This window comes from Tardiphaga sp. 839_C3_N1_4 (genome assembly GCF_051811045.1).
Classification (GTDB): Bacteria; Pseudomonadota; Alphaproteobacteria; order Rhizobiales; family Xanthobacteraceae; genus Tardiphaga.
The window spans coordinates 2815065-2841214 of record NZ_JBPWQD010000001.1 but is presented as its reverse complement, the minus strand read 5'-3'; the positions used below and the strand labels follow the sequence as shown (position 1 = coordinate 2841214).

Here is a 26150-nt window from a genome sequence, read left to right as displayed (position 1 = left end):
GCTAAGCGAAGCGGGCTCATCCTGCGGAACGACCGATACGAGCTTACTTCTGACCCTTCACTGCGTCCGGATAATGCCGCGCCAGCACCGCATTCGGCACCGCATAGGCTTCCTGCCGATCGACGCTCCAGTATTTCAGCTCATCCAGTGGGATGCGCTCGCCTGTGATGGCGCAAGTCACATAGGTGCCGGGCGACACCACGCGGAAATCGCCGTCGAGATATTGCAACTGGGCTTCGCCGTGGCCCGAGGGGCCAAATTTGTTCAGCACGGCTGTCTCCTGGATCGTCACTAAGTCGTCTTGCCGGATCGGTCACCGGCCCTGAATGTCGTCACTCGTAGCATAAATAGGGCCGCGGCGTCGCCCAATAAAGGCGGCCTGCGCAACCTCTAGAACAGGCTGCCCTGATCGATTTTCGTCGCCTTTTTCGGTGCAGCCGGCGACGCAGGCTGCGCTTCACGCGCTGCCGCGGCCGGGCGGTCGCCATCGGCGGTCACGCCGACGCGGCCATCGGCGAATTCGATGCTCAGGCGGGCGCCGGCTCCGATATTGACGGCGGCATACAGCGCGGCACCTTGTTCATCCCGCACCAGCGCAAAGCCGCGGGCCAGCACGCTGCGATAGGAAAGGGCACCGAGCAGCTGGCTCGACGCCTGCACGCGCGCCTGCTGGCGCTGTACCAGTGTCGTCAATGCACGGCGGGCACGTTCGGATAGACGCAGCGCGCGTTCCCTGTCGCGTGTGATGGCATTGCGCTGCGCCTGCGCATTGGCGAGCTTGGAGGTCTTCAATCGTGCTTCAAGGCCAGTAAAGCGATCGCGACGCTGCCGAAGCAATGCACGCGCGGAGAGGCTCAGGCGTTCGCCCGATACCGTCAGCCGCTGCGTAGCATGGGCGATCTGTGCGCGCAGCACGCGCAGCGTCAGCCCCGCGCTGGCCTGCGCGAAGCGGCGATGATGCGCGTGTGTATTTGCTTTCAGAGCGCGCGGCAGCGATGCGGTTGCGCCATCGAGACGCTGGCGCGGGATGGCGAGCAATTCGCTGAGATCCGGCAGAGCACGTGCCGCGGCGCGTAGTTCGTTGCGGCGGGATTCCTGTCCGCGCTGCCAGCACAGCATCATGCGGCGCTCGAAGCCGGATATCTCCACCATCAGTTCGGCGCGCACGGGCACCGCCATTTCGGCGGCTGCCGTCGGCGTCGGCGCGCGCTTGTCGGCGGCGAAATCGATCAGTGTGATATCGGTCTCGTGGCCGACGGCCGAGATCAGCGGGATCATGCTCTCGGCCGCAGCACGCACCACGATCTCTTCGTTGAACGACCACAGGTCTTCCAGCGAGCCGCCGCCGCGCGCGACGATCAGGAGATCGGGCCGCGGAATGGCGCCGCCTTCCGTTAGCGCATTGAAGCCGTGGATCGCGGCGGCGACCTGTTCGGCCGAGCCTTCGCCCTGAACTTTCACGGGCCAGACCAGCACGCGGCGCGGGAAGCGATCTTCCAGCCGATGCAGGATGTCGCGAATGACAGCGCCGGTCGGCGACGTCACCACGCCGATCACTTCCGGCAGCCACGGCAGCAACTGTTTGCGCGCTTCGTCGAACAGGCCCTCGGCGCCAAGCTTGCGCTTGCGCTCTTCCATCAGCGCCATCAGCGCGCCGACCCCGGCAGGTTCGATGGCCTCGATGACGATCTGGTATTTCGACGAGCCGGGATAGGTGGTCAGCTTGCCGGTGGCGATGACTTCCAGGCCTTCCTGCGGCTTGAACCGCATCCGGCCATGGACACCCTTCCAGATCACCGCCTCGATCTTGGCGCTCTCGTCCTTGAGCGAGAAATAGCAGTGACCCGACGAATGCGGCCCGCGAAAACCCGAGATTTCGCCGCGCACCCGCACGTTCCCGTATGTGTCTTCCACCGTCCGTTTCAGGGCTGAGGACAGCTCGGAGACGGTGAATTCGGGGGAATTGGTGAGGGGGGCAGCGGCTTTGGGCATCGAATCTCGGCTTTCAGGATCGTCGCAAAGTAGGGATGTCGGTCGCAAAACGCCAATCAGATATTGAATTGCAGATAACTCTGTTGTACAGAGTAGTCTGTATTCAGAGAATGGCGGTATTATGGCGTGGATATTGACCTTCGCAGTTCGTGGCATCGTTTGGCTCCTTGCTGCAGCAGGTCTGGTCGCCCTGGTGCTAGCCGGCATGATTGCGGTGCCGGTGTCCCGTCCCAAGGCACTGGCCTCCATTGCGGACACGGCGCGCAGTGCGGATCGCGGCGGCGTGCCGCCGCTGCAGTATTTCCAGGCGAGAGACGGCTCGAATCTGGCCTACCGGCGCTACGCGCCATCCGGACCGTCCGTGAACCGTGCCGCACTGCTCATTCATGGCTCGTCGGGATCGAGCATGGCGGTGCACGCCCTCGCGAAAGCGCTTGCCGCGCGGGGCGTCGAAAGCATCGCTCCCGACATGCGCGGCCATGGCGCGTCGGGGACCCGCGGCGATATCGCCTATCTCGGCCAGCTCGACGATGATCTTGCAGATCTCGTCGGCCATTTGCGCGGGCAGGGGCTGGCGTCGCCACTGACGCTCGCCGGGCATTCGTCGGGCGGCGGGTTTGCGCTGCGCGTCGCAGGGTCCGTCAATCAGGGACTGTTCGCACGCACCGTTCTGCTGTCACCCTATCTCGGTCTGAAGTCGCCCTCCACACGCGAGAACGCAGGCGGATGGGCCAGTCCGAATGTGCCGCGCATCGTCGCGCTCAGTGTGCTGCAGTCGTTCGGGGTGACATGCTGTTCGCAGCTTCCGGTGGTTGCTTTTGCCGTGCAACCGGGTTCGAAACGTATTCTGACGTCCGAATATTCGTTTCGGCTGCTGCAGAATTTCGGCACGCATCGTGACTATCGCCTGGATCTCGATCCGGCGAACGGGCCCATATCGGTCATCGCCGGGCGCGATGACGAGCTGATGTTCGCGGACAAATATCGCGAGGCGATGCAGTCGAAAGCCAATATCGACGTGCGCGTCCTAGACAATGCAAATCACATGGACGTCGTCAGCACGACAAGTTTCGTCGCCGTCGTTGCCGACGATCTCGCAACGAGGTGACACCGTGATCAACAGTCAGGAAGCCAGTGCTGCGTTGATGGAGATCGAGAGCCTCAGTCGGCTGGTCCGACAGTCGGTGTTCTATCGGCATGCCAGCACGATGCTCATTCTATGGGGCGTTGCGACTTTTATCGGTTATCTGCTCTCGTTCTTCGCACCTGCTGCGGCTCCCGTCATCTGGTCGGTCATCATTGTCGCGGGTGTTATCTGCGCGATCATCATCGGGGCCCTCAACAAGAAGCGCGAAGGCGTCAGCACCTTCGATGCCCGCGCAACGGCAGCGTTTATTGCGTTCGTGGCTTTCGGCTGTCTGTGGAGTATCGTTTTCGGGAACATGGCGCCGCGGCAGATCGCAGCGTTCTGGACGACTTACTTCATGTTGCCTTACGTGATGACAGGGTTCTGGTTCGGCCGTGTCTTCGTCGTGATCGGCATGAGCGTGATCGCGCTGACGCTGCTCGGTTACTTCTTCGCCGGACCGTGGTTCACGCTCTGGATGGCTGTCGTCAATGGCGGCGGCCTGTTGCTCGGCGGTCTCTGGATGCGGCGTAGCTGACATGGCAGAGCTCGACGACATCATCCATCAGCCTCTGCGGCTCAAGATCATGGCCGCGCTGAACGCGCTGCATCCGGCACAGGGGCTGGATTTCCCGCGATTGAAGAAACTGACCGGCGCCACCGATGGCAATCTCGGCGCACATATCGAGACACTGGCGAAAGCCGGTTATGTCAGCGTCGAGAAAGCGTTCGTCGGCAAGAAGCCGCAGACGACGGTGACGGCCACTGCGACCGGGCGCGGCGCCTTCGCGCGGCATGTCGCCACCTTGCGTGAGATCATCGCGACTGCGGAAGGCAAGTAGTGCAAAGCAAGTAACGTAAAGCTCTGGAGATTGTCATGGACATCGCGTGGCGCATTCTGACCAACACGCCGATCTGGGTATTCGCGTTGCTGGCACTGCTGATCTGGCTCGGAAGCCTGTCGCTCCGGCCGCGAAAGACACAGCTGCGCCGTTTGCTGATCGTTCCGATGGTGTTTCTCCTGATGGGGCTGTCGCGGCTGATCTTTGCCGGCGGCCAATTGCATCTGATCGGGGCATGGCTGGCAGCGGCAATCGTGATGGCGGCCGTCGCTCTGTGGGTCGGTCCCGGCGAGATGACGGTCGATCGGCAGGACGGCACCATTCTGCGTCCCGGGAGCTGGCTGCCCCTGATCCGCAACCTGTCGGTCTTCCTCCTGCAATATGCAGTGGCGGTCGCAACTGCGATGAAGCTGGGTTCGGGTGCTGCCGTCCCGCTGATCGGGCAATTGGTGTCAGGGGCGTGCGCCGGCTATTTCCTTGGCTGGACGGTGGGTTTGATCCGCCGCTATCGCGCGGAAACACATGTCGCCGTCGCTTGATGGAGTGGCCGCTTGGCCGGTTGATGACTCAGACCACTGATTGCTGTCCCGACGCGCCGTGCTAAATGGTGGGCGTGTTTGATTGCAATTGGTCTGGCTGGTTATGAACATTCTCCTCCTCGGTTCCGGTGGTCGCGAACACGCGCTGGCGTGGAAACTCGCCGCGTCTCCGCTGTTGACCAAGCTCTGGTGCGCGCCCGGCAATGCCGGCATCGCCAAAGAGGCGGAATGTATCGCGCTGGATGTTACCGACCATGCCGCCGTGATTGCGTTCTGCAGGACGAACAAGGTCGATTTCGTAGTGGTCGGCCCCGAAGCGCCGCTGGCGGAGGGGATCGTCGACGATCTGGCTGCTGCCGGTATCAGGTCGTTCGGGCCGAGCAAGGCAGCCGCCCGGCTCGAAGGCTCCAAGGGCTTCACCAAGGATCTCTGCAAGGCCAATAACATTCCGACCGCGGCCTATGAGCGCTTCAGCGATGCGGACGCCGCCAAGGCCTATATTCGCGCGCAGGGCGCCCCGATCGTGATCAAGGCCGATGGTCTTGCCGCCGGCAAGGGCGTGGTCGTTGCGATGACGCTGAAGGAAGCGGAAGACGCCATCGACATGATGCTGGGTGGCGGCTTCGGCGCAGCCGGTGCGGAAGCGGTGGTCGAGGAATTCATGACCGGCGAGGAAGCCTCGTTTTTCGTGCTGTGCGACGGAGAGCATGCGCTGCCGTTGGTCGGGGCGCAGGATCACAAGCGCGCCTTCGACGGCGACAAGGGGCCGAACACCGGCGGCATGGGCGCCTATTCGCCGGCGCCGGTGTTTACCGATGCGATCCGCGATCGCACCATGAACGAGATTATCCTGCCGACGCTGCGCGCCATGAGCGCGATGGGCAATCCCTACAAGGGCGTGTTGTTCGCCGGCCTGATGATCACGGACGAGGGTCCGAAGCTGATCGAATACAACGCCCGCTTCGGCGATCCCGAGACGCAGGTGCTGATGGTCCGGCTGATGTCGGATCTGCTGCCAGCCCTGATCGCCTCCTGCGACGGGCAGCTCAAGAATTTCGACCTCCGCTGGTTCCCGGATCCCGCACTCACCGTGGTCATGGCCGCCAAGGGCTATCCCGGCGACTATGAAAAGGGCACCCGGATTGCCGGTCTCGACCGGGCCGAGAAGATCGAGGGCGTCGAGGTGTTTCACGCCGGGACCAAGGCATCCGGCGACTGGATTCTCGCCAATGGCGGGCGCGTCCTCAACGTGACGGCCTCCGCCAAGACCGTCGCTGAGGCCCAGCGCCGCGCCTATGAAGCCATCGGCCTGATCAACTGGCCGGAAGGTTTCTGCCGCCGCGATATCGGTTGGCAGGCGGTGGCGCGGGAGCGCAAAGGCAAGTAACGGTATTGGGGTGATCCTCTCGGGGAACCGAAGGTTGTGGAACGCGTTGATGGGGCTGTGAGGTACCCATGGCGCACTATTATTTCGACCTCAAGAACGGCACGACGCAGCGCGACCATGCTGGTCGGGAGCTGCGCAGTGACGCCGAAGCGATTGCACAGGCTTATGTGATCGCCGACGAAGTCAGCGCACGGCCGGCGACGCATCAGGACCATGAGCGCCACGTCTGCGTCATCCACGAAGACGGGCACGAAGTAACCCGCGTTCCCGTTGACTTGGCTGTCAGCAAAGCCTCAGCGCCGCGCTCTAAAAAACTCTCGTAACAGCGCGGCGGACTGGGTTTCGCCCACGGACGGATAGACCTCCGGCGCGTGGTGGCAGGTAGGCGAAGCGAAGAAGCGTACGCCGGAATCGACCCCGCCGCCCTTGGGATCGGCTGCCCCGTAATACAACCGCCGGATCCGGGCGAAGGAGATCGCGCCGGCGCACATGGTGCAGGGCTCCAGGGTCACATACAGGTCGCAGTCAACCAGCCGCTCGCTGCCGAGCCTCGCGGCGGCCTCCCGGATCGCCAGGACTTCGGCATGGGCGGTCGGGTCGCGGTCCCGGAGGGTGCGGTTGCCGGCCGTGGCGATCACCTCGTTATTCCCGACGATGACGCAGCCGATGGGGACTTCGCCGGCATTTCCGGCGTTTTCGGCCGCTTTCAGCGCCAGATCCATGAAAGAAGGTGCGGTCAACGGCTCGTTTCCTGCGCAAAACTCTGCTACGGAGTTGCATTCAGCAAAAGTGGATACTGGTTTTGCGTGAGAATGCGCCCCAATGAGCGCGCATTTTCGGCCCGCGAACCCTGTCCGCACCGCTCAACCCAATTCAGCTCCCGCTGCAGTGAGACCCTTCATGCCCCGCGACAACGACAAAAACAACGGCCCCTCGCGCGGCCGGCCACCCGGTGGCAAAGGCGGGGCCGGCAAGGGCCGCTCCGGCGCCGCACGTGGACCAGAGAAGAAATTCGCCAAGCGCGACGGCACCTATGCGCCGAAACCGGCCGGTGCTGGCGGCGGCGAGAAGCGCTCGTTCGGTGGCAAGCCTTCTGGCGGCAAGTCGTTCGGTGCCAAGTCTTTTGGTGCCAAGTCTTTTGGATCGAAGCCTTACGCCGGCAAGCGCGATGATGATCGCGCGCCGCGCCGTGACTACGGCGATGCGCCGCGTCGCGATCGTGACGATGCGCGTCCGGCCCGCTTCAACCGCGACGACCGTCCTGCGCGCAGCGGTGGTGGCGATCGTCCGGATCGTGGGCCGCGCAAGGATTTCGGCGATCGCGAGAAGCGTCCGTATTCCCCGCGCGCCGGTGGCGGTGACAAACGTCCCTACAGCCCGCGCGGAGAAGCACCGCGTGGCGACCGTCCGAATTTCAACAGGGATGACCGCGCCCCGCGTGGCGACCGCGGCGATGCGCGTCCGGCCGGACGTTTCTCCGACAAGAAGTTTGGCGACAAGAAGCCCTATGCGTCGCGCGATGGCGGCGGTGAGAAGCGCCCCTATACGCCGCGCGGCGAAGGCTTCCGCGGCGGCGATGGCGATCGTCCGCGTCCGCGCTTTGATCGCCCGCAGGGTGATCGCAACGATCGTCCGCAAGGCGATCGTCCGTTCAGCCCGCGCCCCTCGCGCGACGGTGATCGTCCGCGCGGCGACCGGCCCTTCAGCGCCGAGAAGAAGTTCGGCGGCGACAAGAAATTCTCCCGTGGTGCGCCGGATCGCGGCGGCCCGCGCAAGAGCTTTGGCGATCGTCCGGATCGCGGTGATCGCAACGATCGCGGTGGGCGTGATTTCGAGCGCGGCCCTGATCGCAGCGAGCAGAAACCCTGGCAGAAGCGCGAAGGCGGTTCGGATGATCGTGGCAGCCGCAGCGCGCGTCCGCCGCGCGATGGTGCGCGCAATTTCGATCGGCCGAAATTCGACAGGCCAAAATTCGAGCGTTCGCGTGACGACCGGCCGGAGCGTGGCGACAGCGAGCGTCCGCGTTTCTCGCGTCCGCGTGAAGATCGTCCGAGCTTCGATCGTCCGCGCGAGCCGCGTGGCCGCACCGACTGGCAGGAGCATGGTCGCAGCGAGAGCCGCGACAGTGATGAGCGTCCGCGTCGTGAGAACGAGGACGACAGCAGAATCTTTGCGAAGCGTCCCGCCTTTGGTGGCCGTGGCGAGTATCGCGAACGCGATCCGGAAGCGCGCCGCCCGGCGCGCGTTCCCGCGGCCAAGAAGGCCGGCGAGCGTATCGCCAAGGTCGTGTCGCGCGCGGGCCTGTGCTCGCGCCGTGATGCCGAGGAATGGGTCACGCAGGGCCGCGTCGCCGTCAACGGCCGCGTCATCAACTCGCCGGCGCTCGATGTCTCGACCAACGACGTCATCACCGTCGATGGCAAGCCGTTGCCGGCGCCGGAGCGCACGCGTCTGTTTCTTTACCACAAGCCGCGCGGCCTGATGACGACCCATGCCGATCCCGAGGGACGGCCGACGGTGTTCGATCATCTGCCCGAAGGCCTGCCGCGCCTGATCTCCATCGGCCGGCTCGATTTCAACACCGAAGGCCTGCTGCTGCTGACCAATGACGGCGGCCTCGCGCGGACGCTGGAACTGCCGGAGACCGGCTGGCTGCGGCGCTATCGCGTGCGTGCCCATGGCGAAGTCACGCAGGCGCAGCTCAACGAGCTCAAGAACGGCGTCGAGGTCGACGGCGTCAAATATGGCTCGATCGATGCGACGCTGGAGCGCGACAAGAGCGCCAATGTCTGGATCGTGTTCGCGATCCGCGAAGGCAAGAACCGCGAAGTACGTAACGTGCTGGCGCATCTCGGTCTCGAGGTGAATCGCCTGATCCGCATTTCCTACGGTCCGTTCCAGCTCGGCGAGATCGAGGAAGGCCAGGTCGACGAGGTGAAGACCCGCGTGCTGCGCGAGCAGCTCGGCGAGAAGATCGCTGAAGCGTCGGGTGCCGATTTCGGCCGCCAACTGCCGAGCAAGGGCGACGTTTCGCTCGATCCGGTGATCGTCAAGAAGCCGGTGCTGAAGCGCTCCACGGTGGAAGACCGCAAGGGCCGTCGCATTCTCGTGCAGCGCGCCGGCTCGGAAGAGTCGCGTGCCCGCAACGAGGACGCAGCCACCTTCGGTGGCCCGCCGAAGAAGCCGAAGCGCGGCTATCACGGCAAGCGCGATCTGAAGCCGCGGGACGAGTAAGCCATGCGTGTCGTCGGTGGCCGGCTGAAGGGCCGCAACATCGCATCGCCCACGACGCAGGCGATCCGTCCCACGGCGGATCGACTGCGCGAGTCGTTGTTCAACATCCTGATCCACGCTTACGAAAGTCCGATTGAGGACGCGCGCGTGCTCGATCTGTTTGCCGGCACTGGTGCCCTCGGCATCGAGGCCGTATCGCGCGGCGCCAAGTTCACGCTGTTCGTCGATAACGGTTCCGAGGCGCGCGCCTTGCTCCGCAACAATGTCGAGGCGCTGGGTCTCGGCGGCGTGACCAAAGTGTATCGCCGCGATGCCGCCGATCTCGGCCCCGCCCATCCGGTCGAGCCGTTCTCGCTGGTGTTCCTCGACCCGCCCTATCGCATGAAGCTCGCCGAAAAGGCGCTGGCCTCGCTGCGCGATGGTGGCTGGCTGACGCCGGGCGCTTTGCTCGTGGTGGAAGAGGCGAAGGATGCTGCCTTTGCGGCGCCCGACGGGTTTGAAGAACTCGAGCGCCGCGCCTATGACGATACCGAATTTACGTTTCTGCGATCTGTGTAAAAAGACGTCAAAAGGAGCCGCCGATGTCTGCGATCGAATACACTTGGGATCACGTCCATATCCGCACGCCGGACACCGAAGCCACCGCGCAGTGGTTTGCTGACATGCTCGGCGCCGAGATCCTGCGTGCCCCTGGCCGTATCGATATCAGGCTCGGCGGCGGCATGATCTTCCTCGCCCCCGTGACGCCGGAGATGGGCGTCAACCCGCCGCCGGCCACGCCCTATCAGGGCCTCGACCATTTCGGCCTGAAGGTGAAGGACATCGATGCGGTGGCTGCGTCGCTGAAGGCCAAGGGCGTGGAGTTCACCAAGGAGCCGCATACGCTCAAGCCCGGCCTGCGCATCTGCTTCATCCGCGCGCCGCAGGGCGTGTCGATCGAGCTGCTCGAGCGCGATCCGAAATATACGTGAGACGCGCTACCGCCTCCCGAACAGCTTCTCGATATCGCTGAGCTTCAGCTCGACATAAGTCGGCCGGCCGTGGTTGCACTGGCCGGAATTCGGCGTGTCTTCCATCTCGCGCAGCAGCGCGTTCATTTCCTCGGGCCGCAGCCGCCGACCTGAGCGCACCGAGCCGTGGCAGGCCATGGTCGCGGCCACATGCAGCAGGCGGCGCTCCAGCGGCAGCGCTTCGTCCCATTCGGCCATGTGTTCGGCAAGATCGCGCAGCAGCGACGCCGCATTGGTCTTGCCGAGCAGCGACGGCGTCTCGCGCACGGCGATGGCGCCGGGGCCGAAACTGTCGATGGCGAGACCGTAGCTCGCCAGTTCCTCGGCGCGGTCGAACAGTTTCTCGACGATGGCCTCGTCCATTTCGACGATCTCGGGGATCAGCAGGATCTGCCGCTGCACGCCATTGGCGGCCAGCGACGCCTTCAGCCGCTCATAGACTATGCGCTCATGGGCGGCGTGCTGATCGACCACGATCATGCCGTCGCGGGTCTGCGCGATGATGTAGTTCTCATGCACCTGTGCGCGCGCGGCGCCGAGCGGCCGGTCGATCAGGTCGGTCTGCGGTGCGTCCTCGAAACGCACATCGGCGGATGGCGTGCCGACATCGAAAGCGGCCTGGCTCCGTTCGGCAAACGCCGCCGAACCATCGAAGCCCGGCATTGGATTGACTGGATAGGCCGGCGAGCGCTGCCAGTCCCAGTTCGCATTTGCGCGCGGCGCGAAATTGGGTGCGAAGTTGGGGCGGAACGAGTCCAGCACGGCGCCGTCGCTATTGGCTGCGGTGCGGCGTCCTTCGCGGGCGAGGCCTTCCTTCAGCGCATGCACGATCAGCCCACGCACCAGCCCGGCATTGCGGAAACGCACCTCGGTCTTGGCCGGATGCACATTGGCATCGACCTCCTGCGGATCAAGCGTGACGAACAGTGCGACGATCGGGTGGCGGTCGCGGGGCAGATAATCGGAATAGGCCGCGCGCACCGCGCCGATGATCAGCTTGTCGCGGACCGGACGGCCATTGACGAACAGATACTGTCCAAGCGCATTGGCGCGGGTCAGCGATGGTGCCGCGGCAAAACCTTCGACCACGACGCCTTCGCGCTCGCTGCGCACTTCGATGGCGCTGAGACGAAACTCGGGCCCGAGAATGTCGCCGAGCCGCGTCAACTGTCCGGCCGGGCCGGGCAACGCCGCCGCCCATGTCACCGGCGCGCGTTCTTCGCCGGCCATGGTGAAGGCGATGTCCGGCCGCGCCATGGCGAGGCGGCGGACGACTTCGCGGATTGCTTCCGCTTCGGTGCGGTCGGTCTTGAGAAATTTCAGCCGGGCCGGGGTCGCGTAGAACAGATCGCTGACCTCGACGCGGGTGCCCTGCGACAGTGCCGCAGGCGCGATGTCAGATTTCTCGCCGCCGTCGACGGTGCGAGACCAGGCATGTGGTTCGCTTGCGTGGCGTGTGGTGATGCTCAGCCGCGCGACGGACCCGATGGAGGGCAGGGCCTCGCCGCGAAAGCCGAGGGTGCGGATCTGCAGCAGGTCCTCGTCATCGAGCTTCGAGGTGGCATGGCGGTCCACGGCCAGGGTGAGATCGGCGTGGGTCATGCCGCCGCCGTCATCGGTGATGGCGATCTTTCGCCGCCCGCCGCCATCGGTGAAAATCTCGACACGGCTGGCGCCGGCATCGATGGCATTCTCCACCAGTTCCTTCACCACGCTGGCCGGCCGCTCCACCACTTCGCCGGCGGCGATGCGGTTGACGATGGTTTCTGGGAGCTGGCGAACGGGCATGGATCTCGGGGCGTGATGACGGGGCAGGGTTATGTAGGGAACCTGAAGCGCCATTCTATGGCCCCGGGTGCCGGATGTCCCCGCCGCAACCCGCTTTTCCCCGGTTCTGGCTTTTTGTTTTGACGCGTTTTCTTGACGCGAACCGGTATCCACTTCGCTCGAAAAACGCTTTACGCGAATCGGCCGCCCTTCTGGATCACCTCGATCTTGTAGCCGTCGGGGTCGGTGGCGAAGAAGAACTGCGCCAGCGTCCGGCCCTCATGCTTGAAATCGCGCAGTGGCCCGGGTGCCAGATTCTCGCCTTCGAACCGGGCATGTTCTGCAGCGACGTCATCAACCACGACGGCGAGATGGCCGTAACCGTCGCCCAGCACATAGGGCTCGGTTCGATCGAAATTCACCGTCAATTCGAGCTCGAAGGGCGAGGAGGGGTGGCGCAGATAGATCAGCGCAAAATCGGGAAATGCGAAGCGCTCGGCAATCTCGAGCCCGAAGGCGCGCTTGTAGAAGTCCAATGACCGCGCTTCGTCGAGCACGCGGATCATGGAATGAACGGGTTTGGCCATCGGGAAATTCCTGGAAAAGTGGTCTGGCTTGTTGCGTTGGTTGCCGCTCAGTCGTCGAAACGCCCGCCACGGCCGGCCTTGACGTCGCTGCGGCGCTTCTTGCCGTCGAGGCGGCGCATCTTCGAGCCCAGCGTCGGTTTGGTGGCCCGCCGCGGCGCCTGCCGGAAGGCGGCTTCCTGCATCAGTTCGACCAGCCGCTCGATGGCGTCGGCCTTGTTGCGCTCCTGGGTGCGGAAGCGCTGGGCGTGAATCACGATCACGCCGTCCTTGGTCATACGCTGGCCGGCGAGGGTGCGCAGCCGGATCGCTGTATCCTCCGGCAGCGTCAGCTTGCGGCTGTCGAAGCGCAATTGCGCGGCGGTCGAGACCTTGTTGACGTTCTGCCCGCCAGGTCCGGACGCGCGGACGAAGACGATATCGATATCGTCTTCGTCGATGGCGATGGAGCGGGTGATCCGGAGCAGCATTCTGTCTCCGTAGCACAGGATACCGCGTTTTGCTTGGTGCCCCCGTGCGCTTGATCGCAGATCGCAAAGATATGCCCGGGACATAGCGGTAATGCTGGAACTGGCGCCCTGCCAAGGCTTATCGTTGCACCATCAGTCAATCCGGACGTCTCATGACCAAGACCCCCCGCAATATTCTCACCATCGATATCGGCGGTACCCATGTGAAGGTGATGACCAGCCGTGAAGGGATCAAACGCGAATTCGAATCCGGTCCGGACCTGTCCGCGAAGGAAATGGTGCGCAAGGTCAAGGCGCTGACCAAAGACTGGCGCTATGACGTCGTCTCAGCCGGCTATCCCGGCCCGGTGGCCGGCAATCGTCCGCTCAAGGAGCCACACAATCTCGGCACGGGCTGGAAGGGTTTCGATTTCGAACGGGCATTCCGCAAGCCCATCAAATTCGTGAACGACGCCATGATGCAGGCCGTCGGCAGCTATGATGGCGGGCGCATGCTGTTTCTCGGTCTCGGCACCGGACTCGGTGGGGCCATGATCATCGATGGCGTGTTGGAGCCGATGGAGCTGGGCCATCTGCCGTATCGCCACAAGACATTCGAGGATTATGTCGGCGCCGCCGGCCTCAAGCGGCTGGGCAAGAAGAAGTGGCGGCAGCGCGTGGCTGATGTCGTTGCTGATCTGACGGCTGCGCTGGAGCCCGACTATACGGTGCTCGGCGGTGGCAATGTGGAGATGCTCGACAAACTCCCGCGTAAGACCCGGCGCGGCGACAACGCGAATGCATTCAAAGGCGGCTTCCGGCTCTGGGATCCACCGAAGCCCGTGAAGCGCCGCTAGGCGCGCCGCGACCCGCTGCGTTCGACCAGCTTCACCATGACCTGCAGCACATGGTTGGTTGGCGTCGGAATTCCGTGCTCCAGGCCCTTGCGGACAATGAAGCCGTTGAGGAAGTCGATCTCCGACGGCTTGCCGCGGGCGAGATCCTGCGATGTTGAGGATTGCTGAAGCGGCATGCTGGCCGCGAGAGCGAGGGTCTTGTCCAAGAGGTCCGGCGGCAGCGACACGCCGCAGGCGCGCGCCACCGCCATGCATTCCACGACGGCATTGGTGACGATGTCAGGCACGCCCTGGACCTTGAACATCTCGCCATAGGCAATCCCGGCCACCGCCGAGAGCGCATTATAGGCGCAGTTGTTGATGAGCTTCGACCACTGCACCGCGTCGATGTCGCCGGCGACGGCGGTCGGCACGCCGGCGTCGGACAGCAGCTTCGCCAGTCTTTCGCTTTCGGGCGATGCGCCGATGATCAACTCGCCGCGGCCGTTGTGCTTCACATGACCGGCACCCGGCATCTCGGAGGCCACATAGACGGCTGCAGCGATCACCGGCTGGCTGAGGCTGGCGCGCAGACGCTCGGGATTGTCGACGTCGTTCTGCAGGCTCAGCACGATGGAATTGGCTTTGAGCACAGGGTTGAGCGCGGCCGCTGAACTGTCCGTATCGCCAGACTTCACGGCGAACAGAACGAGGTCCGGCGGCGCGAGATCGGCGATCTGCGTCACCGCCTTCGCCGGAATGAGCCCATCGAACTCGGCGCTCTCGAACCGAAGGCCGCGTGCATTGATGGCATCGACATGGATCTGGCGCCCGACCAATGTCACGTCATGGCCGGCGCGCAGCAGCTTGGCGCCATAGTAGCAGCCAACGGCCCCGGCGCCGATCACCGCGATCTGCACGTCGGCGCCTCAGTTGGCCTTCGGCGCCGGGGCCACCGGCGCTGCGGCGGCTTGGGGCGCGCGGCCGACGACGACGGTCAGCAGGCCATCGGCCCACAGCTTCTTCGCCGCAGCCTTGGCTTGATCGAGCGTGACAGCATCGACCACGGCATTGCGCTTCTCGATGTAATCGATAGGCAGTCTGTCGAGCTGATATTGCAACAGTGCGCCGGCCAGTTTCGACGAGGTGTCGAGCGCCAGCATCTGCGAACCCTTGAGATAGGATTTGGCCTCGTCCAGCTCGCGCTGGGTCGGACCCTGCTCGGCGATGCGTTTCACTTCGCTGGTCACGGTATCGACCGTCTCGGTGGCACGGTCGGCGCGCGTCGCGGTGCTGCCGATATAGATGCCGGAATGCTGCATCCACAGCAGCGAGCCACTGACGGAATAGACCAGTCCGCGCTTCTCGCGCACTTCGTGATACAGCCGCGACGACAGCGTGCCGCCGCCGAGGATGTGATTGACGATATAGGCAGCCATGAAGTTCGGATCGTCGCGTTTGACGCCGGGGCTGCCGAAGGTGATGACCGTCTGCGGCACATCCAGCGTCACGGATTCCTTCTGCGGCGGCTTGGCCACTGTGACGTCCGGGATCGGCGTCAGTGTCGCCTTGGCGGGCAGGCCACCGAAGGTCTTGTCCAGCAATGTCGCGAGCGTGTCGGGGTCGACGTCGCCGACCACGGCAATCTTCAGCGTGTCCTTCGCGACGATGCGTTGCTTGTAGGCCTTGATGTCGTCGACATTGATGGTCGGCACGTCGGTCAGGCTGCCATTGGATGGTCGGCTGTAGGGATGGTCGCCGAACGCCATCTGCAGAAACTTGCGCGTCGCCAGCGAATTCGGGTTCGAGGTTTCGCGGCGCAGGCCGGACATGATCTGCGCGCGGATGCGCTCGACATCGGGGGCGTCGAAGCGTGGCGACGTCAAAGCGAGCCGGGCGAGGTCGAACGCCTCGTCACGATGCTCTTTCAGCATGCGCAGCGAGCCACGCAGGTAATCGCGTTGGGCGTTGAAGTTGAGCTCGATGGCGCGGCGTTCCATGCGATCGCGGAAGGTCGTGGAATCGAGATCGCCCGCGCCTTCGTCCATCAGGCTGGCCACCATGTTGGCGGTGCCGGATTTATCCTTCGGATCCTGTGCCGCGCCGCCGCCGAACGCATATTCCATCGCGATCAGGGGAACGGTTGCATCCTGCACGAACCAGGCTTCGATTCCGCCTGGCGTCACGAGCCGCTGCACCTTGGCGGCGGCGAAAGATGGCGTCACCGTCAGGGTAACGAGTGAGAAGGCGGTGGCGACGGCTATGCCGAGGCGGCCGGCGTTGAAGATGATGCTCACGACCGCTTCTCCTCGCGCTTCGGCGCAGATGTATCCTTGATCAGATAGCCGGTGACCGAGCGCTTCTTGTCGAGCCAGGTCTGTGCGGCTGCGCGCACCTGCTCGGCGGTGACTGCCTTGATGCGGTCGGGCCAGCTACGGATGTCCTCGACGCTGAGGCCCGTGGTGAGTGCCGCGCCGTACCAGCGCGCCAGTGAGGCCTGGCTGTCCTGCGCATAGGTGGCTTCGGCGACGAGCTGCGTCTTGACGCGTTCGAGGTCGGCAGCCGGCACCGGGTTGGTTGCGAGGTCGGCGATCACGGCGTCGATGGTCTTTTCGATATCGGCGAATTCGGCACCCGGCTTCGGCGAAGCTGAAATCAGAAACTGTGCGCTGTCGAGGGCCGTGCCCTGGTAGCTGGCACCGGCATTGATCGCGAGCTGTTTGTCGATGACGAGGGCGCGGTAGAGATATGAGTTCGCGCCGCCGCCGATCAACTGGCCGAGCACATCGAGCGCCTGGCTCTCGCCGGCCGCAGCGGTGGTGGCCGATGGCACCAGATAATAGCGGCGCAGGCTTGTCTGTTCGACACGCGGATCGGCGAGCGTCACCGTGCGCGGCGCGGCGGGCGTCGGCTCCTGTGGGCGCATGCGGCGTTCGGGGATCGCCGGCTGCGCCGGGACCACGCCATAGGTGCGCTCCACCATCGGGCGGATCTCCTGCGGGTCGACATCGCCGGCGATGATCAGCGTCGCATTGTTGGGGGCGTAGAAGCGCTTGTAGAAGGCGAGCGCATCCTCGCGGTCGAGCTTCTCGATCTCCTGATGCCAGCCAATGATCGGGCGGCCATAGGGATGGTTGAGATAGAGCGCGGCCATGATCTGCTCCGACAGCCGGGCATCCGGGCTGTTGGCGACGCGCATGTTGTATTCTTCCAGCACGACGTCGCGCTCGGGCAGCACGTTCTCATCCTTCAGCACGAGACCGGTCATGCGATCGGCCTCGAATTCCATCATCTTGCCGAGCTGGTCCTTGCTGATGCGCTGGTAGTAGCCGGTATAGTCGGTCGAGGTGAAAGCGTTCTCCTCGCCGCCGACGCGCTGCACGGTCTGCGAGAATTCACCGACCGGATGTTTCGCGGTGCCCTTGAACATCAGATGTTCGAGGAAATGCGCGAGGCCGGACTTGCCGGGCGTCTCGTCGGCGGAGCCGACCTTGTACCAGATCATCTGCGTCACGACGGGCGTGCGGTGATCCTCGATCACCACAACCTGCATGCCGTTATCGAGCTTGAACGTGGTTGGCGGCTTCGCCGTCACCGTCTGTGCGCGGGCGCCCGATATCGCAAGGGCGGGAGCCAGCAGCAAAGTGACGACTGCGACGGATCGTGCGGCAAGTCGGAATGATGAGGTCATGGCGGGGCTAACAGCTCCAAAGCATGGGGAAAGGCGTGACCAAGCCATCGCGCGGGACACATCCGCGCGTACTAGCTGATCGCAGTGAAAGGACGTCTTTGGAATGGCGGCGCAAAGGGAGCGCTGCGATCAGAACTTACCCGTCATCGGGTTCACGTTGTAATCGTTCTTCATGACTTCCTTCGGCCCGGTGCCATAGGCATAGCCCGAGGCAGGCGTCTGGTAGCCGGCCGGCGGCTGGGTCAGCGACTCGCGTGTCGGCTCGCCCTTGAACTCGGCGGTCTCACCCTTGTTGCTGCCGAACATGTTCTTGAACAGGCCGCCTTCATAGCCGAGCTGTTTCGGGCTCAGCACGATGTTCTTGTTCGGATCGCCCGGCGAGGAATTGTCCACGGCAGCAGACGCGCCGCGTGCGCGCTTCGGCGCCATTTCGCGCGGGGTCAATGGCCGCGCGGCTTCCAGGACTTCTTCAGGGCGTCCGGTCTTCGCGGCAGCGGCAGCCGCGCGGCGCTGCTGCACGTCCGGATCCTTCGGCCAGTTCGCGACAGGAGCAGGGCCCCTGGCATCCGGCGGCGGCAGGTCGATCTTCGGCGGGACCACCAGCGGCGAGCGCTCGCGGTAGTCGATGCCGGTGTTTTCCATGTTGGTGCCACCGAGGCCAGTCATGATCTGCTTGATCACTTTCTGTTCGACGGTGGAGTCATCGTCATCGTCATCGGCCGCGCGTACAGCGCCTGCCGACATCACGAGACCAACGCTAAGGGCAACGGCGGTAAGGCGCAGGGCGCGCGTCCAGGCGCCCGATGAAGTGTGCAGAGCCCAACCGGTTTCGGTCTCGCGCATCGTGTTCATCCTGTTCAAATATCTGGCGGATCGGCAAGAATCCGAAGAATCCTGGTGCGGTTCCGCTGGTATCGCCCTTGGCCTTGCGTATCGGCTGGGATCAGGGCGCTTTTGCGGCGGGTACCGTGAAGAAAGAGTCATACAGCAGGGCCGCTACACCGGCAACAATGGCGACATCGGCAAGGTTAAACACGTACCAGTTGTAGGTCTTGCCGGATATTTCGACGTGCAGCAGGGCGAAATCGACCACGGCGCCATAGGCGAACCGGTCGATGGCATTGCCGATCGCGCCCCCGATGATCAGTCCCAGCCCGATCGTGGCCAGTCTGGTCTCGGATTTCGCCATCCAGACGGCCAGCGCCACCACCGCGATCGCCTTGATGGCCACCAGCACGATCTGGCCGGTCGGGCCAGAATCGGAGAACCAGCCGTAGCTGATGCCGGTATTCCAGGCCAGGACGAGATCGAAAAACGGCGTGACCGGGACCACGCCGCGATGGCCAAGATCGAAGGCATAGAGCAGCCACAGCTTCGTCGCCTGATCGAGGATCAGGATGACGATGGCTGCGATCAGCCCGGAGCGGACGGCTGGTTTCAAACAGCCACTCCCAGCGCCTTCCATTCCCGCAGCGCCTGCGCGTCGCGCGGGGTGACGTCAGGATACTCCTTGTCTTCGCCCACCGTCGGCAGGATCTTCCACGACCGCGCACATTTGGTGCCGACGGCCTTTTCCACCACCACGGCCACACCGGGCACGTCGTTCAGCGCGAAGGCGCCTGCCGGCGCTTCGGCATTGGTCAGCATCGCATTCGAGGTGATGCAGATCTCCGCGAGATCGACGTCGGCCAGAATGGCGAAGATCGCCTTGTCGGTGACATGGATCAGCGGCGAGGCTTCCAGCGACGAGCCGATGTTCTTGGCAGCACGTTCGACTTCCAGCGCGCCGGTGACGACGCGGCGGACGTTGCGGATGGTCTCCCACTTCGCGGCGAGCGCCTCGTTGCGCCATGCCGGCAGCGTCTTCTGGAACGGTTCGAGATGCACCGATACGGCCGCGCTGCCGTAGCGCGACAGCCACGCTTCCTCGGCGGTGAAGCTCAGAATGGGTGCGAACCAGGTCACGATCGAGCGGAACAGGTAATCGATCACGGTCAGCGACGCCTTGCGTGTCACCGACGACGGCGCGTCGCAATACAGCGTGTCCTTGCGGATGTCGAAATAGAACGCCGACAGTTCGGTGTTCATGAAGGCGGCGAGCGTGGCCACCACCGTCTTGTAGTCGAAATCGGTATAGGCCTGCCGCACCACGGCATCGACTTCCGAGAGACGATGCAGCATCAGCCGCTCGAGCTCCGGCATATCGTCTGCCTTTACGCGCTCCTCGTCGTGGAAATGCGCGAGGCTGCCGAGCATCCAGCGCACGCTGTTGCGCAGCTTGCGATAGGTCTCGATGGTGTTCTTGATGATCTCCGCGCCGATACGCTGGTCGTCGGCATAATCGGTGGCGCAGACCCACAGGCGCAGAATGTCGGCGCCGGAGTCCTTGATGATCTTCTGCGGCTCGATGGTGTTGCCGATCGATTTCGACATCTTGCGGCCGTTCTCGTCGAGCGTGAAGCCGTGAGTCAGCACGACGTCGAAGGGCGCGCGGCCGCGGGTGCCGCTGCTCTCCAGCAGTGACGACTGGAACCAGCCGCGGTGCTGGTCGGAGCCTTCCAGATACATGACGGTGTCCGCACCGCCCTCTACCTTGCGCTTGATGCCGGCAAGGCCGGGGAAGTGCACGGGGTCTTCGAGCACGAAGGCATGTGTGGAGCCTGAGTCGAACCAGACGTCGCAGATGTCGTCGACCTTCTTCCACTCCTCATTGGCAAGCGAGCCGAGGAAATGCTCGCGCGCGCCTTCGGCATACCAGGCGTCGGCGCCTTCCTTCTCGAACGCGTCGGCAATGCGCTTGTTGACGACCTCGTCCTGCAGGATCTCTGCGGAGCCGTCGCCTTTCTCGCGCACGAATACCGCGATCGGCACGCCCCAGGCGCGTTGGCGCGAGATCACCCAGTCGGGCTTGGTGTTGATCATGCCGTTGATGCGGTTCTGCCCGGTGGCCGGCACCCATTGCGTGATCTTGATGGCCTCGAGGGCACGGTGACGCAGCGTGTCGCCGGACTTCGCCTTGCCGTCGTCCAAAATGTCCTTGTCCATCGCGATGAACCACTGCGGCGTGTTGCGATAGATGACCGGCTTCTTGGAGCGCCAGGAATGCGGATACTGATGCTTAAGGCGCGCACGCGCCACCAGCATGCCGCGCTCGACCAGCGCCTTGATGACGGCCTCGTTGGCGTCACCCTTCTCGCCCTTGTCGTTGAGCACACGCGCACCGGTGAAGCCCGGCGCCTGTTCGGTGAGCGTGCCGTTCTCATCAACCGTATAGGGGATCGTGGTCGCGATGCCGCGCTCGGTGAGCTGGCGGCCATTCGACGTCCAGATATCGAAGTCGTCGCGGCCGTGGCTTGGCGCGGTATGCACGAAGCCGGTGCCGGTATCGTCGGTGACGTGATCGCCGTCGAGCAGCGGCACGATGAAATCATAGCCGCCGGCGAGACCCTTGAGCGGATGACGGCATTCCAGATCTTCGAGGATGTCCGAGGACAGCTCGCTGCTCTTCTTCCATGACGTGACGCGCGCCTGCTTGAACACGCTCTCGGCCAGTGCGTCGGCGAGGATCAGCAGATCGCCGGTCTTCAGCCAGTTATCCTCCGGCGCCTCGGTGACCTCATAGAGGCCGTAAGCGATCTTGCTGGAGAACGAGATGGCGCGGTTGGCCGGCAGCGTCCATGGTGTGGTCGTCCAGATCACCACTGCGGCCTTGGCGAGGCGGCCGAATTCGGCGGCGACCGGGAATTTCACCCACACCGCATCCGACGTGTAGTCCTCATATTCGACTTCGGCTTCGGCCAGCGCGGTCTTTTCCACCACGCTCCACATCACAGGCTTCGAGCCGCGATACAGCGTGCCATTGGCCGCGAACTTCATCAGCTCGCGCGCGATCTGCGCCTCGGCGAAATAGTCCATGGTGGCGTAGCGGCCGGCCCAGTCGCCGATGATGCCGAGGCGCTTGAATTCCTCGCGCTGGATGTCGAGCCACTTGTTGGCATAGGCACGGCATTCCTGGCGGAACGCGATCATCGCCGCGCCGTCCTTGAAGTTCGGCTTGACCTTGCCCTTGGAGCGGTAGTTCTCTTCCTCGATCTTCCACTCGATCGGCAGGCCGTGACAGTCCCAGCCCGGCACGTAATTCGAGTCGAAGCCCAGCATCTGCTGGCTCTTGGTCACCACGTCCTTGAGGATCTTGTTGAGCGCATGCCCGATATGGATGTTGCCGTTCGCATAGGGCGGGCCGTCATGCAGCACGAATTTCGGCTTGCCCTTCGCGGTCTCGCGGAGCTTGCCGTAGAGGTCGATCTCGTTCCAGCGCGCCAGCATTTTCGGCTCGCTGGTCGGCAGGCCTGCGCGCATCGGAAATTCGGTCTGCGGCAAATAGAGGGTCTTGGAATAGTCGTGCGTATCGGATTTGGCGGGCTTGTCGGACATAATTGCTCTGGCTTGCTCGAATGGCGCTGAAACGCGTGAAAACGCGATGAAACTGGACGGTCCCGGTCTTGCGCCGAGCGAAGCTCAGGCGGAAGCCGGGCCGATAATGCTTATGCTGGGGCGCCGTGCAGACATCCGGCACTCAATAGCAGTCGGGGAGAGGATCGCAAAGGGCCGGATTAGCCCCGTTTGCCAATCACCCGGGCCGGATTGCCGGCCACGGTGGCGCCATCCGGAACGTCCCGGGTCACGACACTGCCGGCTCCGATCACAGCTCCGTCACCGATGGTCACGCCGGGCACGATGATGGCCCCGCCGCCGATCCAGACATCGGCGCCGATTTTGACCGGCCGGCCGAATTCCAGTCCGCTGCGGCGGGTCTCTGCGTCCCGCGGATGGTCGGCGGCGTAGATCTGCACGGCCGGGCCGATCTGGGTGCGATCGCCGATGGTAACCTCGACGATGTCCAGGATCACGCAGTTGAAATTCAGGAAGACGTTGTCGCCGAGATGGATGTTGTAGCCGTAGTCGCAGAAGAACGGCGGTCGGATGACGCAGTCTGCGCCGACTTTGCCGAAATGCTCGGCGAGCAGTGTCCGTCGTTCGGCCACAGGCCGGTCCAATTGCGCGTTGTATTTTGCGAGCCAGGCCTTGTTGGCTTTCTCGTCAGCGACCAGCTCGGGGCTGCCGGGGCGATAGAGTTCGCCCGCCAGCATTTTCTGCTTTTCGGTCCTGGTCAGTCGATGTCTCCCAGCTTCGGAAACGCATCCGGTGCGGCTGCCAGCGCGGCCCGCGCTTTGGTGCTGTCGTCGTCCATCTGGCGGATCAGCGGTTCGATGCCCTCGAATTTCATTTCATCGCGGATGAAGGCAATGAAGGCGACGTCCAGTGTCTGGCCGTAAAGGTCGCCCTTGAAGTCGAACAGGAACACTTCGAGCAGAGGCGCGCCGTTGTCGAAGGTCGGGCGGCGGCCGAACGACGCAACGCCGTCGAAGCGCTCTTTTCCGCGGCCAACCCGCACGGCGTAGATGCCGTGCTTGAGGCCGCAATTGGTATTCAGGCGGATATTGGCGGTGGGATAGCCGAGGTCGCGGCCGAGCTTATTGCCGTGGATGATTTCGCCAGTAATGAACCACGGCCCGTTCAGCATCTCCGTGGCCTCGGTGACCTGGCCCTCAGCCAAGGCCATGCGGATGGCCGTCGAAGACACCGGGCGCTCATCGATATCGATATGCGGCTGGATGTCGACTTCGATGCCGAGGCGCGGCGCTTCGTTGGCCAGCAGGCTGGGCGAACCGACGCGGCCTTTCCCGAAATGAAAGTCGTAGCCGACGGCGATGCCGCTGATGCCGAGACGCTCAATGAGATCGTGGTGAATGAAGTCTTGCGCCGTGGTGCTGGCGCGTCCCTTGTCGAAGGTCATGACGACGGCGCCGGCGAGGCCGGTTCCCGCCAGCAGGCGCAGCTTGGCGGCTTCGTCAGAGAGCCGGAACTGCGGCGTGTTCGGGCTGAAGAAACTGCGCGGATGCGGCTCGAAGGTCACCGCCAAAGCGCTTGTTTTATGCAGTTTCGCCATGCGTAACGCAGCACCGATGACCGCGCGGTGGCCGAGATGGACGCCGTCGAAATTACCCATTGCCACGACGCATCCGCGCGGGATGGCATTCGCAGGCGTTGTGTCGCGGATTACGGTGAAGGCAGTCGTCATGATTGGATTCGTTGGTGGTTTTGGCGGGTGAGGGACCGTGGCGCGCCCACCACGTCGAAGTCAAGCGAAGGTAAAATCAGCTTTCTTCTCGAATTTGACGAATTTCGCGCCATGGGGCGGTTAACTGGAAATTTAACCCACCCTGCTAATTCTTGCCCCAAGCCGCGGACAGCAATACTCGCCAATCCCGGTTGGAACGGTTTGCCTGACGGCAAATATCATTTTTTGCATTTGCGTATCGTGCCTCAGGGGGAATGAAGATGGCGGTTGATTTGTCGATGACGGTGCTGGTGGTGGACGATTACAACACCATGATCCGCATCATTCGCAATCTTCTGAAGCAGCTTGGTTTCGAACACATCGACGATGCCAGCGATGGTTCGATGGCGCTGGAAAAGATGCGTACCAAGAAGTATGGCCTGGTGATTTCAGACTGGAACATGGAGCCGATGACGGGCTACGACCTGCTCAAGGAAGTCCGCGCCGACCCCAACCTGTCGCAGACCCCTTTCATCATGATCACGGCAGAATCCAAGACCGAGAACGTGATTGCCGCCAAGAAGGCCGGCGTGAACAACTACATCGTCAAGCCGTTCAACGCGGCGACGCTGAAGACCAAGATCGAAGCCGTGTTTCCCGACACCGTGCCGGCGTAAGCCGCGCAGCTTCGCTCAGAGCTTTCGAGTTTCGCAATGCCCGGCCTCTTGCCGGGCGTTTTGCGTTTCGGCTCCCCCTGTCATTCCGGGTGTGCGTCGCCGGCAATGCCGCCGAAGTGCGAACCCGGAATCCCGGAGTGCTCAGCGCAAAATATGTCGGGATTCCGGGGTCGCCTGCGCGAAGGCGCGCAGCCGCCCGGAATGACAGTCTGAGGCGGCAAGTAACGCCTAAACATTTTTTCCTATCTCCCGTTGACAGCATCTCCATCAGGTTTATATTCCCCTTTGTCCTGCCCCACCGAGAGGGGCGATCGCGATCGTCACGTTCGCGGGTGGGATGCGGTGGACGCCGGAGATGCGGCGTCACGCGGTTTGGGGGTGACGTCTGTCTTCGGGCAGGACGGATCTGCGCCAGCAATGACACTGGCAAGGAGACGGCCGACCTTGGGATGGAAAGACCCCCTGGACAGTGTGACGGACGACCAAGTCAAAACGCGTCCGGCCAAGTGCTTTGCGGCTACCCTGTCCCTCCGCCCTGGGACATTAATTTTGGTGATGGGACCGTTCGCCATGGCAGATGTGCAGGCAACCGAAAAAACACCGCAGGCGGAACGCCGGGCACTTGCCCTGCGCCTCCGAAAGTCCTGATGCATTACCCCTTGCGGAAGACCGCATTCGCATCAGGCCCAAGGGTGCAACGGGCACCCGGCGTTCCGCACGCCCTCTCACAGGGGGCAGGGAATGCAAGACACGACGGCGCCCCCGCGCCGCAAACAACAGGGGCGATGTCGCATGTCTGAAGAGCAGGGAATGTTTGACAGCTGAATCTGAAATCGCGTGACGCGCGAACGCTCAACACAAACGCCGTCATGCCCGGCGCATGCCGGGTATCCACGCCTTAGTCACACATGAAGGAAGACGTGGATGGCCGGGTCAAGCCCGGCCATGACGTGGGGAGAAGCCTGGGATTATTGCGAAGCTCGCTTCGCGCCATCCGGCCATGACGACCGAGAGCGTCACCCCACTCTATGTGTCAGCTCACCACTTCAATTCACGCATCAGCGCTTTCGGTGGATGGCCGAACAGTTCCTTCACTTCCGCGGCGCCCATCTGTTCGATGCCTTCGAAGTCGCCGGCATGGATGCCGCGGGTGACGAACAGCAGGTCGATGCCATAGGCATGTGCGCCGGTGAGATCGGTGCGCACGGAATCGCCGATCGCCAGCACGCGGTCCAGCGCCGTGTCCTTGCCGCGCTTCGCCTTGGCCAGCGCCATGGCCTGATCGTAGATCGGCCGATGCGGCTTGCCGTAGAAGATCACCTCGCCGCCCATCTCGCGATAGAGTTCAGCGACCGCGCCGGCGCAGTAGATCAAGCGGTCGCCGCGCTCGACGATGATGTCCGGATTGGCGCATACGAGCGTCAGCTTGCGCGCCAGCGCCTGGTTCATCATGTCGCGATAGTCGTCGGCGGATTCGGTCTCGTCGTCGAACAATCCGCTGCAGACGATGTAGTCGGCCTGATCGAGCTGGGTGAGCTTCACATCGAGGCCGCGATGGATCGAACTGTCGCGGTCCGGTCCGATCAGATACATCGCCTGACCCGGGCGGCCCGCGACGAAATTGCGCGTGAGGTCGCCGGACGAGACGATGGCGTCATAGGTGTCGTCAGCGACGCCGAGCTTGCGCAACTGCCGCTGCACGGAGTCGGCGGGGCGCGGCGCATTGGTGATCATGATCACCGTGCCGCCCTTGGCGCGAAACGTATGCAACGCCTCGCAGGCTTCGGGGAACGACTCGAGGCCGTTATGGACGACGCCCCAGATGTCGCTGAGGACGACATCGACATTGTCCGTGAGATCGCGCAAGCGCTCGGCGAAACGTAGTGTGGTCATTG

At 63.6% G+C, this 26150-nt stretch carries 26 protein-coding genes; 11 read left to right on the top strand and 15 right to left on the bottom strand.

Going from position 1 to position 26150, the window contains the following annotated elements:
- Nucleotides 1-43 precede the first annotated feature (43 nt).
- Nucleotides 44-271 (bottom strand): DUF2093 domain-containing protein, encoded by a 228-nt coding sequence (locus AB8A38_RS13645; protein ID WP_089261889.1) that lies wholly within the window; start codon nt 269-271, stop codon nt 44-46.
- Nucleotides 272-390: 119 nt separating this feature from the next.
- Complete coding sequence (xseA, locus tag AB8A38_RS13640) at nt 391-1992, bottom strand: exodeoxyribonuclease VII large subunit (RefSeq protein WP_439086313.1); 1602 nt, start codon at nt 1990-1992, stop codon at nt 391-393.
- Nucleotides 1993-2113: 121 nt separating this feature from the next.
- Between xseA and AB8A38_RS13635 the strand changes: the two genes are divergently transcribed.
- The 6 genes from AB8A38_RS13635 (at nt 2114) to AB8A38_RS13610 (ending at nt 6209) form a co-directional block, all read left to right on the top strand.
- On the top strand, nt 2114-3100 hold the full coding sequence (locus tag AB8A38_RS13635; RefSeq protein WP_439086312.1) for an alpha/beta hydrolase: 987 nt from the start codon (nt 2114-2116) through the stop codon (nt 3098-3100).
- Nucleotides 3101-3104: 4 nt separating this feature from the next.
- Nucleotides 3105-3656, top strand: coding sequence for a hypothetical protein (locus AB8A38_RS13630; protein ID WP_439086311.1), 552 nt, complete (start codon nt 3105-3107; stop codon nt 3654-3656).
- Between the two features lies 1 nt (nt 3657).
- Nucleotides 3658-3960, top strand: a complete 303-nt coding sequence (locus AB8A38_RS13625) for a winged helix-turn-helix domain-containing protein (RefSeq protein ID WP_089261883.1) — start codon at nt 3658-3660, stop codon at nt 3958-3960.
- A gap of 35 nt (nt 3961-3995) precedes the next feature.
- Nucleotides 3996-4499, top strand: coding sequence for a DUF6622 family protein (locus AB8A38_RS13620; protein ID WP_439086310.1), 504 nt, complete (start codon nt 3996-3998; stop codon nt 4497-4499).
- Nucleotides 4500-4602: 103 nt separating this feature from the next.
- Nucleotides 4603-5886, top strand: a complete 1284-nt coding sequence (purD, locus tag AB8A38_RS13615; protein ID WP_439086309.1) for a phosphoribosylamine--glycine ligase — start codon at nt 4603-4605, stop codon at nt 5884-5886.
- Between the two features lie 68 nt (nt 5887-5954).
- A complete protein-coding gene (locus tag AB8A38_RS13610) occupies nt 5955-6209 on the top strand; it encodes a DUF6894 family protein (protein WP_439086308.1) in 255 nt (84 codons plus the stop codon).
- On the opposite strand, the gene AB8A38_RS13605 is transcribed toward AB8A38_RS13610, so the two are convergent.
- Nucleotides 6180-6608, bottom strand: a complete 429-nt coding sequence (locus AB8A38_RS13605) for a nucleoside deaminase (RefSeq protein ID WP_068733659.1) — start codon at nt 6606-6608, stop codon at nt 6180-6182. The genes AB8A38_RS13610 and AB8A38_RS13605 overlap by 30 nt on opposite strands.
- Before the next feature lie 178 nt (nt 6609-6786).
- Here AB8A38_RS13605 and AB8A38_RS13600 point away from each other — a divergent pair, with 178 nt between their 5' ends.
- The 3 genes from AB8A38_RS13600 to AB8A38_RS13590 are packed head-to-tail and all read left to right on the top strand — an operon-like array spanning nt 6787 to nt 10091.
- A complete protein-coding gene (locus AB8A38_RS13600) occupies nt 6787-9120 on the top strand; it encodes a pseudouridine synthase (RefSeq protein ID WP_439086307.1) in 2334 nt (777 codons plus the stop codon).
- Nucleotides 9121-9123: 3 nt separating this feature from the next.
- Nucleotides 9124-9678 (top strand): 16S rRNA (guanine(966)-N(2))-methyltransferase RsmD, encoded by a 555-nt coding sequence (gene rsmD / locus AB8A38_RS13595; RefSeq protein ID WP_439086306.1) that lies wholly within the window; start codon nt 9124-9126, stop codon nt 9676-9678.
- A gap of 23 nt (nt 9679-9701) precedes the next feature.
- Complete coding sequence (locus tag AB8A38_RS13590; RefSeq protein WP_184513758.1) at nt 9702-10091, top strand: VOC family protein; 390 nt, start codon at nt 9702-9704, stop codon at nt 10089-10091.
- A gap of 6 nt (nt 10092-10097) precedes the next feature.
- On the opposite strand, the gene mutL is transcribed toward AB8A38_RS13590, so the two are convergent.
- From mutL to arfB, 3 genes are all read right to left on the bottom strand, one after another.
- Nucleotides 10098-11918 carry a DNA mismatch repair endonuclease MutL gene (gene mutL / locus AB8A38_RS13585; protein WP_439086305.1) on the bottom strand — a complete coding sequence of 607 codons (1821 nt, stop codon included), beginning with the start codon at nt 11916-11918 and terminating at the stop codon, nt 10098-10100.
- A 170-nt stretch (nt 11919-12088) separates the two neighbouring features.
- Nucleotides 12089-12484, bottom strand: a complete 396-nt coding sequence (locus AB8A38_RS13580; RefSeq protein WP_439086304.1) for a VOC family protein — start codon at nt 12482-12484, stop codon at nt 12089-12091.
- A gap of 47 nt (nt 12485-12531) precedes the next feature.
- Nucleotides 12532-12948, bottom strand: coding sequence for an alternative ribosome rescue aminoacyl-tRNA hydrolase ArfB (gene arfB, locus AB8A38_RS13575; protein ID WP_093759989.1), 417 nt, complete (start codon nt 12946-12948; stop codon nt 12532-12534).
- A 155-nt stretch (nt 12949-13103) separates the two neighbouring features.
- Here arfB and AB8A38_RS13570 point away from each other — a divergent pair, with 155 nt between their 5' ends.
- On the top strand, nt 13104-13787 hold the full coding sequence (locus AB8A38_RS13570; RefSeq protein WP_439086303.1) for an ROK family protein: 684 nt from the start codon (nt 13104-13106) through the stop codon (nt 13785-13787).
- Here AB8A38_RS13570 and AB8A38_RS13565 read toward each other — a convergent pair.
- The 8 genes from AB8A38_RS13565 to AB8A38_RS13530 form a co-directional block, all read right to left on the bottom strand.
- On the bottom strand, nt 13784-14686 hold the full coding sequence (locus AB8A38_RS13565) for a ketopantoate reductase family protein (RefSeq protein ID WP_439086302.1): 903 nt from the start codon (nt 14684-14686) through the stop codon (nt 13784-13786). The two genes, AB8A38_RS13570 and AB8A38_RS13565, sit on opposite strands and share 4 nt — an antisense overlap.
- A 9-nt stretch (nt 14687-14695) precedes the next feature.
- Nucleotides 14696-16030, bottom strand: a complete 1335-nt coding sequence (locus AB8A38_RS13560; RefSeq protein WP_439088515.1) for a M16 family metallopeptidase — start codon at nt 16028-16030, stop codon at nt 14696-14698.
- A gap of 29 nt (nt 16031-16059) precedes the next feature.
- A complete protein-coding gene (locus tag AB8A38_RS13555; RefSeq protein WP_315840804.1) occupies nt 16060-17457 on the bottom strand; it encodes a M16 family metallopeptidase in 1398 nt (465 codons plus the stop codon).
- Nucleotides 17458-17586: 129 nt separating this feature from the next.
- Nucleotides 17587-18300, bottom strand: a complete 714-nt coding sequence (locus tag AB8A38_RS13550; RefSeq protein ID WP_315840805.1) for a hypothetical protein — start codon at nt 18298-18300, stop codon at nt 17587-17589.
- A gap of 100 nt (nt 18301-18400) precedes the next feature.
- A complete protein-coding gene (gene lspA, locus AB8A38_RS13545) occupies nt 18401-18922 on the bottom strand; it encodes a signal peptidase II (RefSeq protein WP_315840806.1) in 522 nt (173 codons plus the stop codon).
- Nucleotides 18895-21891 (bottom strand): isoleucine--tRNA ligase, encoded by a 2997-nt coding sequence (ileS, locus tag AB8A38_RS13540; protein ID WP_439086301.1) that lies wholly within the window; start codon nt 21889-21891, stop codon nt 18895-18897. The genes lspA and ileS overlap by 28 nt, the downstream gene beginning before the upstream one ends.
- Nucleotides 21892-22070: 179 nt before the next feature.
- On the bottom strand, nt 22071-22631 hold the full coding sequence (locus AB8A38_RS13535) for a sugar O-acetyltransferase (protein ID WP_439088514.1): 561 nt from the start codon (nt 22629-22631) through the stop codon (nt 22071-22073).
- Nucleotides 22628-23599: a bifunctional riboflavin kinase/FAD synthetase gene (locus AB8A38_RS13530; protein WP_439086300.1), complete on the bottom strand. Its 972-nt coding sequence runs from the start codon at nt 23597-23599 to the stop codon at nt 22628-22630. Before AB8A38_RS13530 ends, AB8A38_RS13535 begins: the two co-directional genes overlap by 4 nt.
- Before the next feature lie 260 nt (nt 23600-23859).
- On the opposite strand from AB8A38_RS13530, the gene AB8A38_RS13525 reads away from it, so the two are divergent.
- Nucleotides 23860-24255 carry a response regulator gene (locus AB8A38_RS13525; RefSeq protein ID WP_089263591.1) on the top strand — a complete coding sequence of 132 codons (396 nt, stop codon included), beginning with the start codon at nt 23860-23862 and terminating at the stop codon, nt 24253-24255.
- 1038 nt (nt 24256-25293) lie between these two features.
- Here the strand turns inward: AB8A38_RS13525 and AB8A38_RS13520 are convergent.
- Nucleotides 25294-26148, bottom strand: a complete 855-nt coding sequence (locus AB8A38_RS13520) for a TIGR01459 family HAD-type hydrolase (protein ID WP_439086299.1) — start codon at nt 26146-26148, stop codon at nt 25294-25296.
- Nucleotides 26149-26150: the final 2 nt, after the last annotated feature.

Coding starts and splice junctions, on each gene's coding strand:
- mutL (WP_439086305.1), bottom strand. CDS start 11,918: ATGCCCGTTCGCCAGCTCCCAGAAACCATCGTCAACCGCATCGCCGCC.
- AB8A38_RS13550 (WP_315840805.1), bottom strand. CDS start 18,300: ATGCGCGAGACCGAAACCGGTTGGGCTCTGCACACTTCATCGGGCGCC.
- ileS (WP_439086301.1), bottom strand. CDS start 21,891: ATGTCCGACAAGCCCGCCAAATCCGATACGCACGACTATTCCAAGACC.
- AB8A38_RS13600 (WP_439086307.1), top strand. CDS start 6,787: ATGCCCCGCGACAACGACAAAAACAACGGCCCCTCGCGCGGCCGGCCA.
- purD (WP_439086309.1), top strand. CDS start 4,603: ATGAACATTCTCCTCCTCGGTTCCGGTGGTCGCGAACACGCGCTGGCG.
- rsmD (WP_439086306.1), top strand. CDS start 9,124: ATGCGTGTCGTCGGTGGCCGGCTGAAGGGCCGCAACATCGCATCGCCC.
- AB8A38_RS13530 (WP_439086300.1), bottom strand. CDS start 23,599: ATGACGACTGCCTTCACCGTAATCCGCGACACAACGCCTGCGAATGCC.
- lspA (WP_315840806.1), bottom strand. CDS start 18,922: ATGGAAGGCGCTGGGAGTGGCTGTTTGAAACCAGCCGTCCGCTCCGGG.
- AB8A38_RS13520 (WP_439086299.1), bottom strand. CDS start 26,148: ATGACCACACTACGTTTCGCCGAGCGCTTGCGCGATCTCACGGACAAT.
- AB8A38_RS13580 (WP_439086304.1), bottom strand. CDS start 12,484: ATGGCCAAACCCGTTCATTCCATGATCCGCGTGCTCGACGAAGCGCGG.
- AB8A38_RS13555 (WP_315840804.1), bottom strand. CDS start 17,457: ATGACCTCATCATTCCGACTTGCCGCACGATCCGTCGCAGTCGTCACT.
- AB8A38_RS13605 (WP_068733659.1), bottom strand. CDS start 6,608: ATGGATCTGGCGCTGAAAGCGGCCGAAAACGCCGGAAATGCCGGCGAA.
- AB8A38_RS13610 (WP_439086308.1), top strand. CDS start 5,955: ATGGCGCACTATTATTTCGACCTCAAGAACGGCACGACGCAGCGCGAC.
- AB8A38_RS13625 (WP_089261883.1), top strand. CDS start 3,658: ATGGCAGAGCTCGACGACATCATCCATCAGCCTCTGCGGCTCAAGATC.
- AB8A38_RS13635 (WP_439086312.1), top strand. CDS start 2,114: ATGGCGTGGATATTGACCTTCGCAGTTCGTGGCATCGTTTGGCTCCTT.
- AB8A38_RS13620 (WP_439086310.1), top strand. CDS start 3,996: ATGGACATCGCGTGGCGCATTCTGACCAACACGCCGATCTGGGTATTC.
- AB8A38_RS13525 (WP_089263591.1), top strand. CDS start 23,860: ATGGCGGTTGATTTGTCGATGACGGTGCTGGTGGTGGACGATTACAAC.
- xseA (WP_439086313.1), bottom strand. CDS start 1,992: ATGCCCAAAGCCGCTGCCCCCCTCACCAATTCCCCCGAATTCACCGTC.
- AB8A38_RS13570 (WP_439086303.1), top strand. CDS start 13,104: ATGACCAAGACCCCCCGCAATATTCTCACCATCGATATCGGCGGTACC.
- AB8A38_RS13590 (WP_184513758.1), top strand. CDS start 9,702: ATGTCTGCGATCGAATACACTTGGGATCACGTCCATATCCGCACGCCG.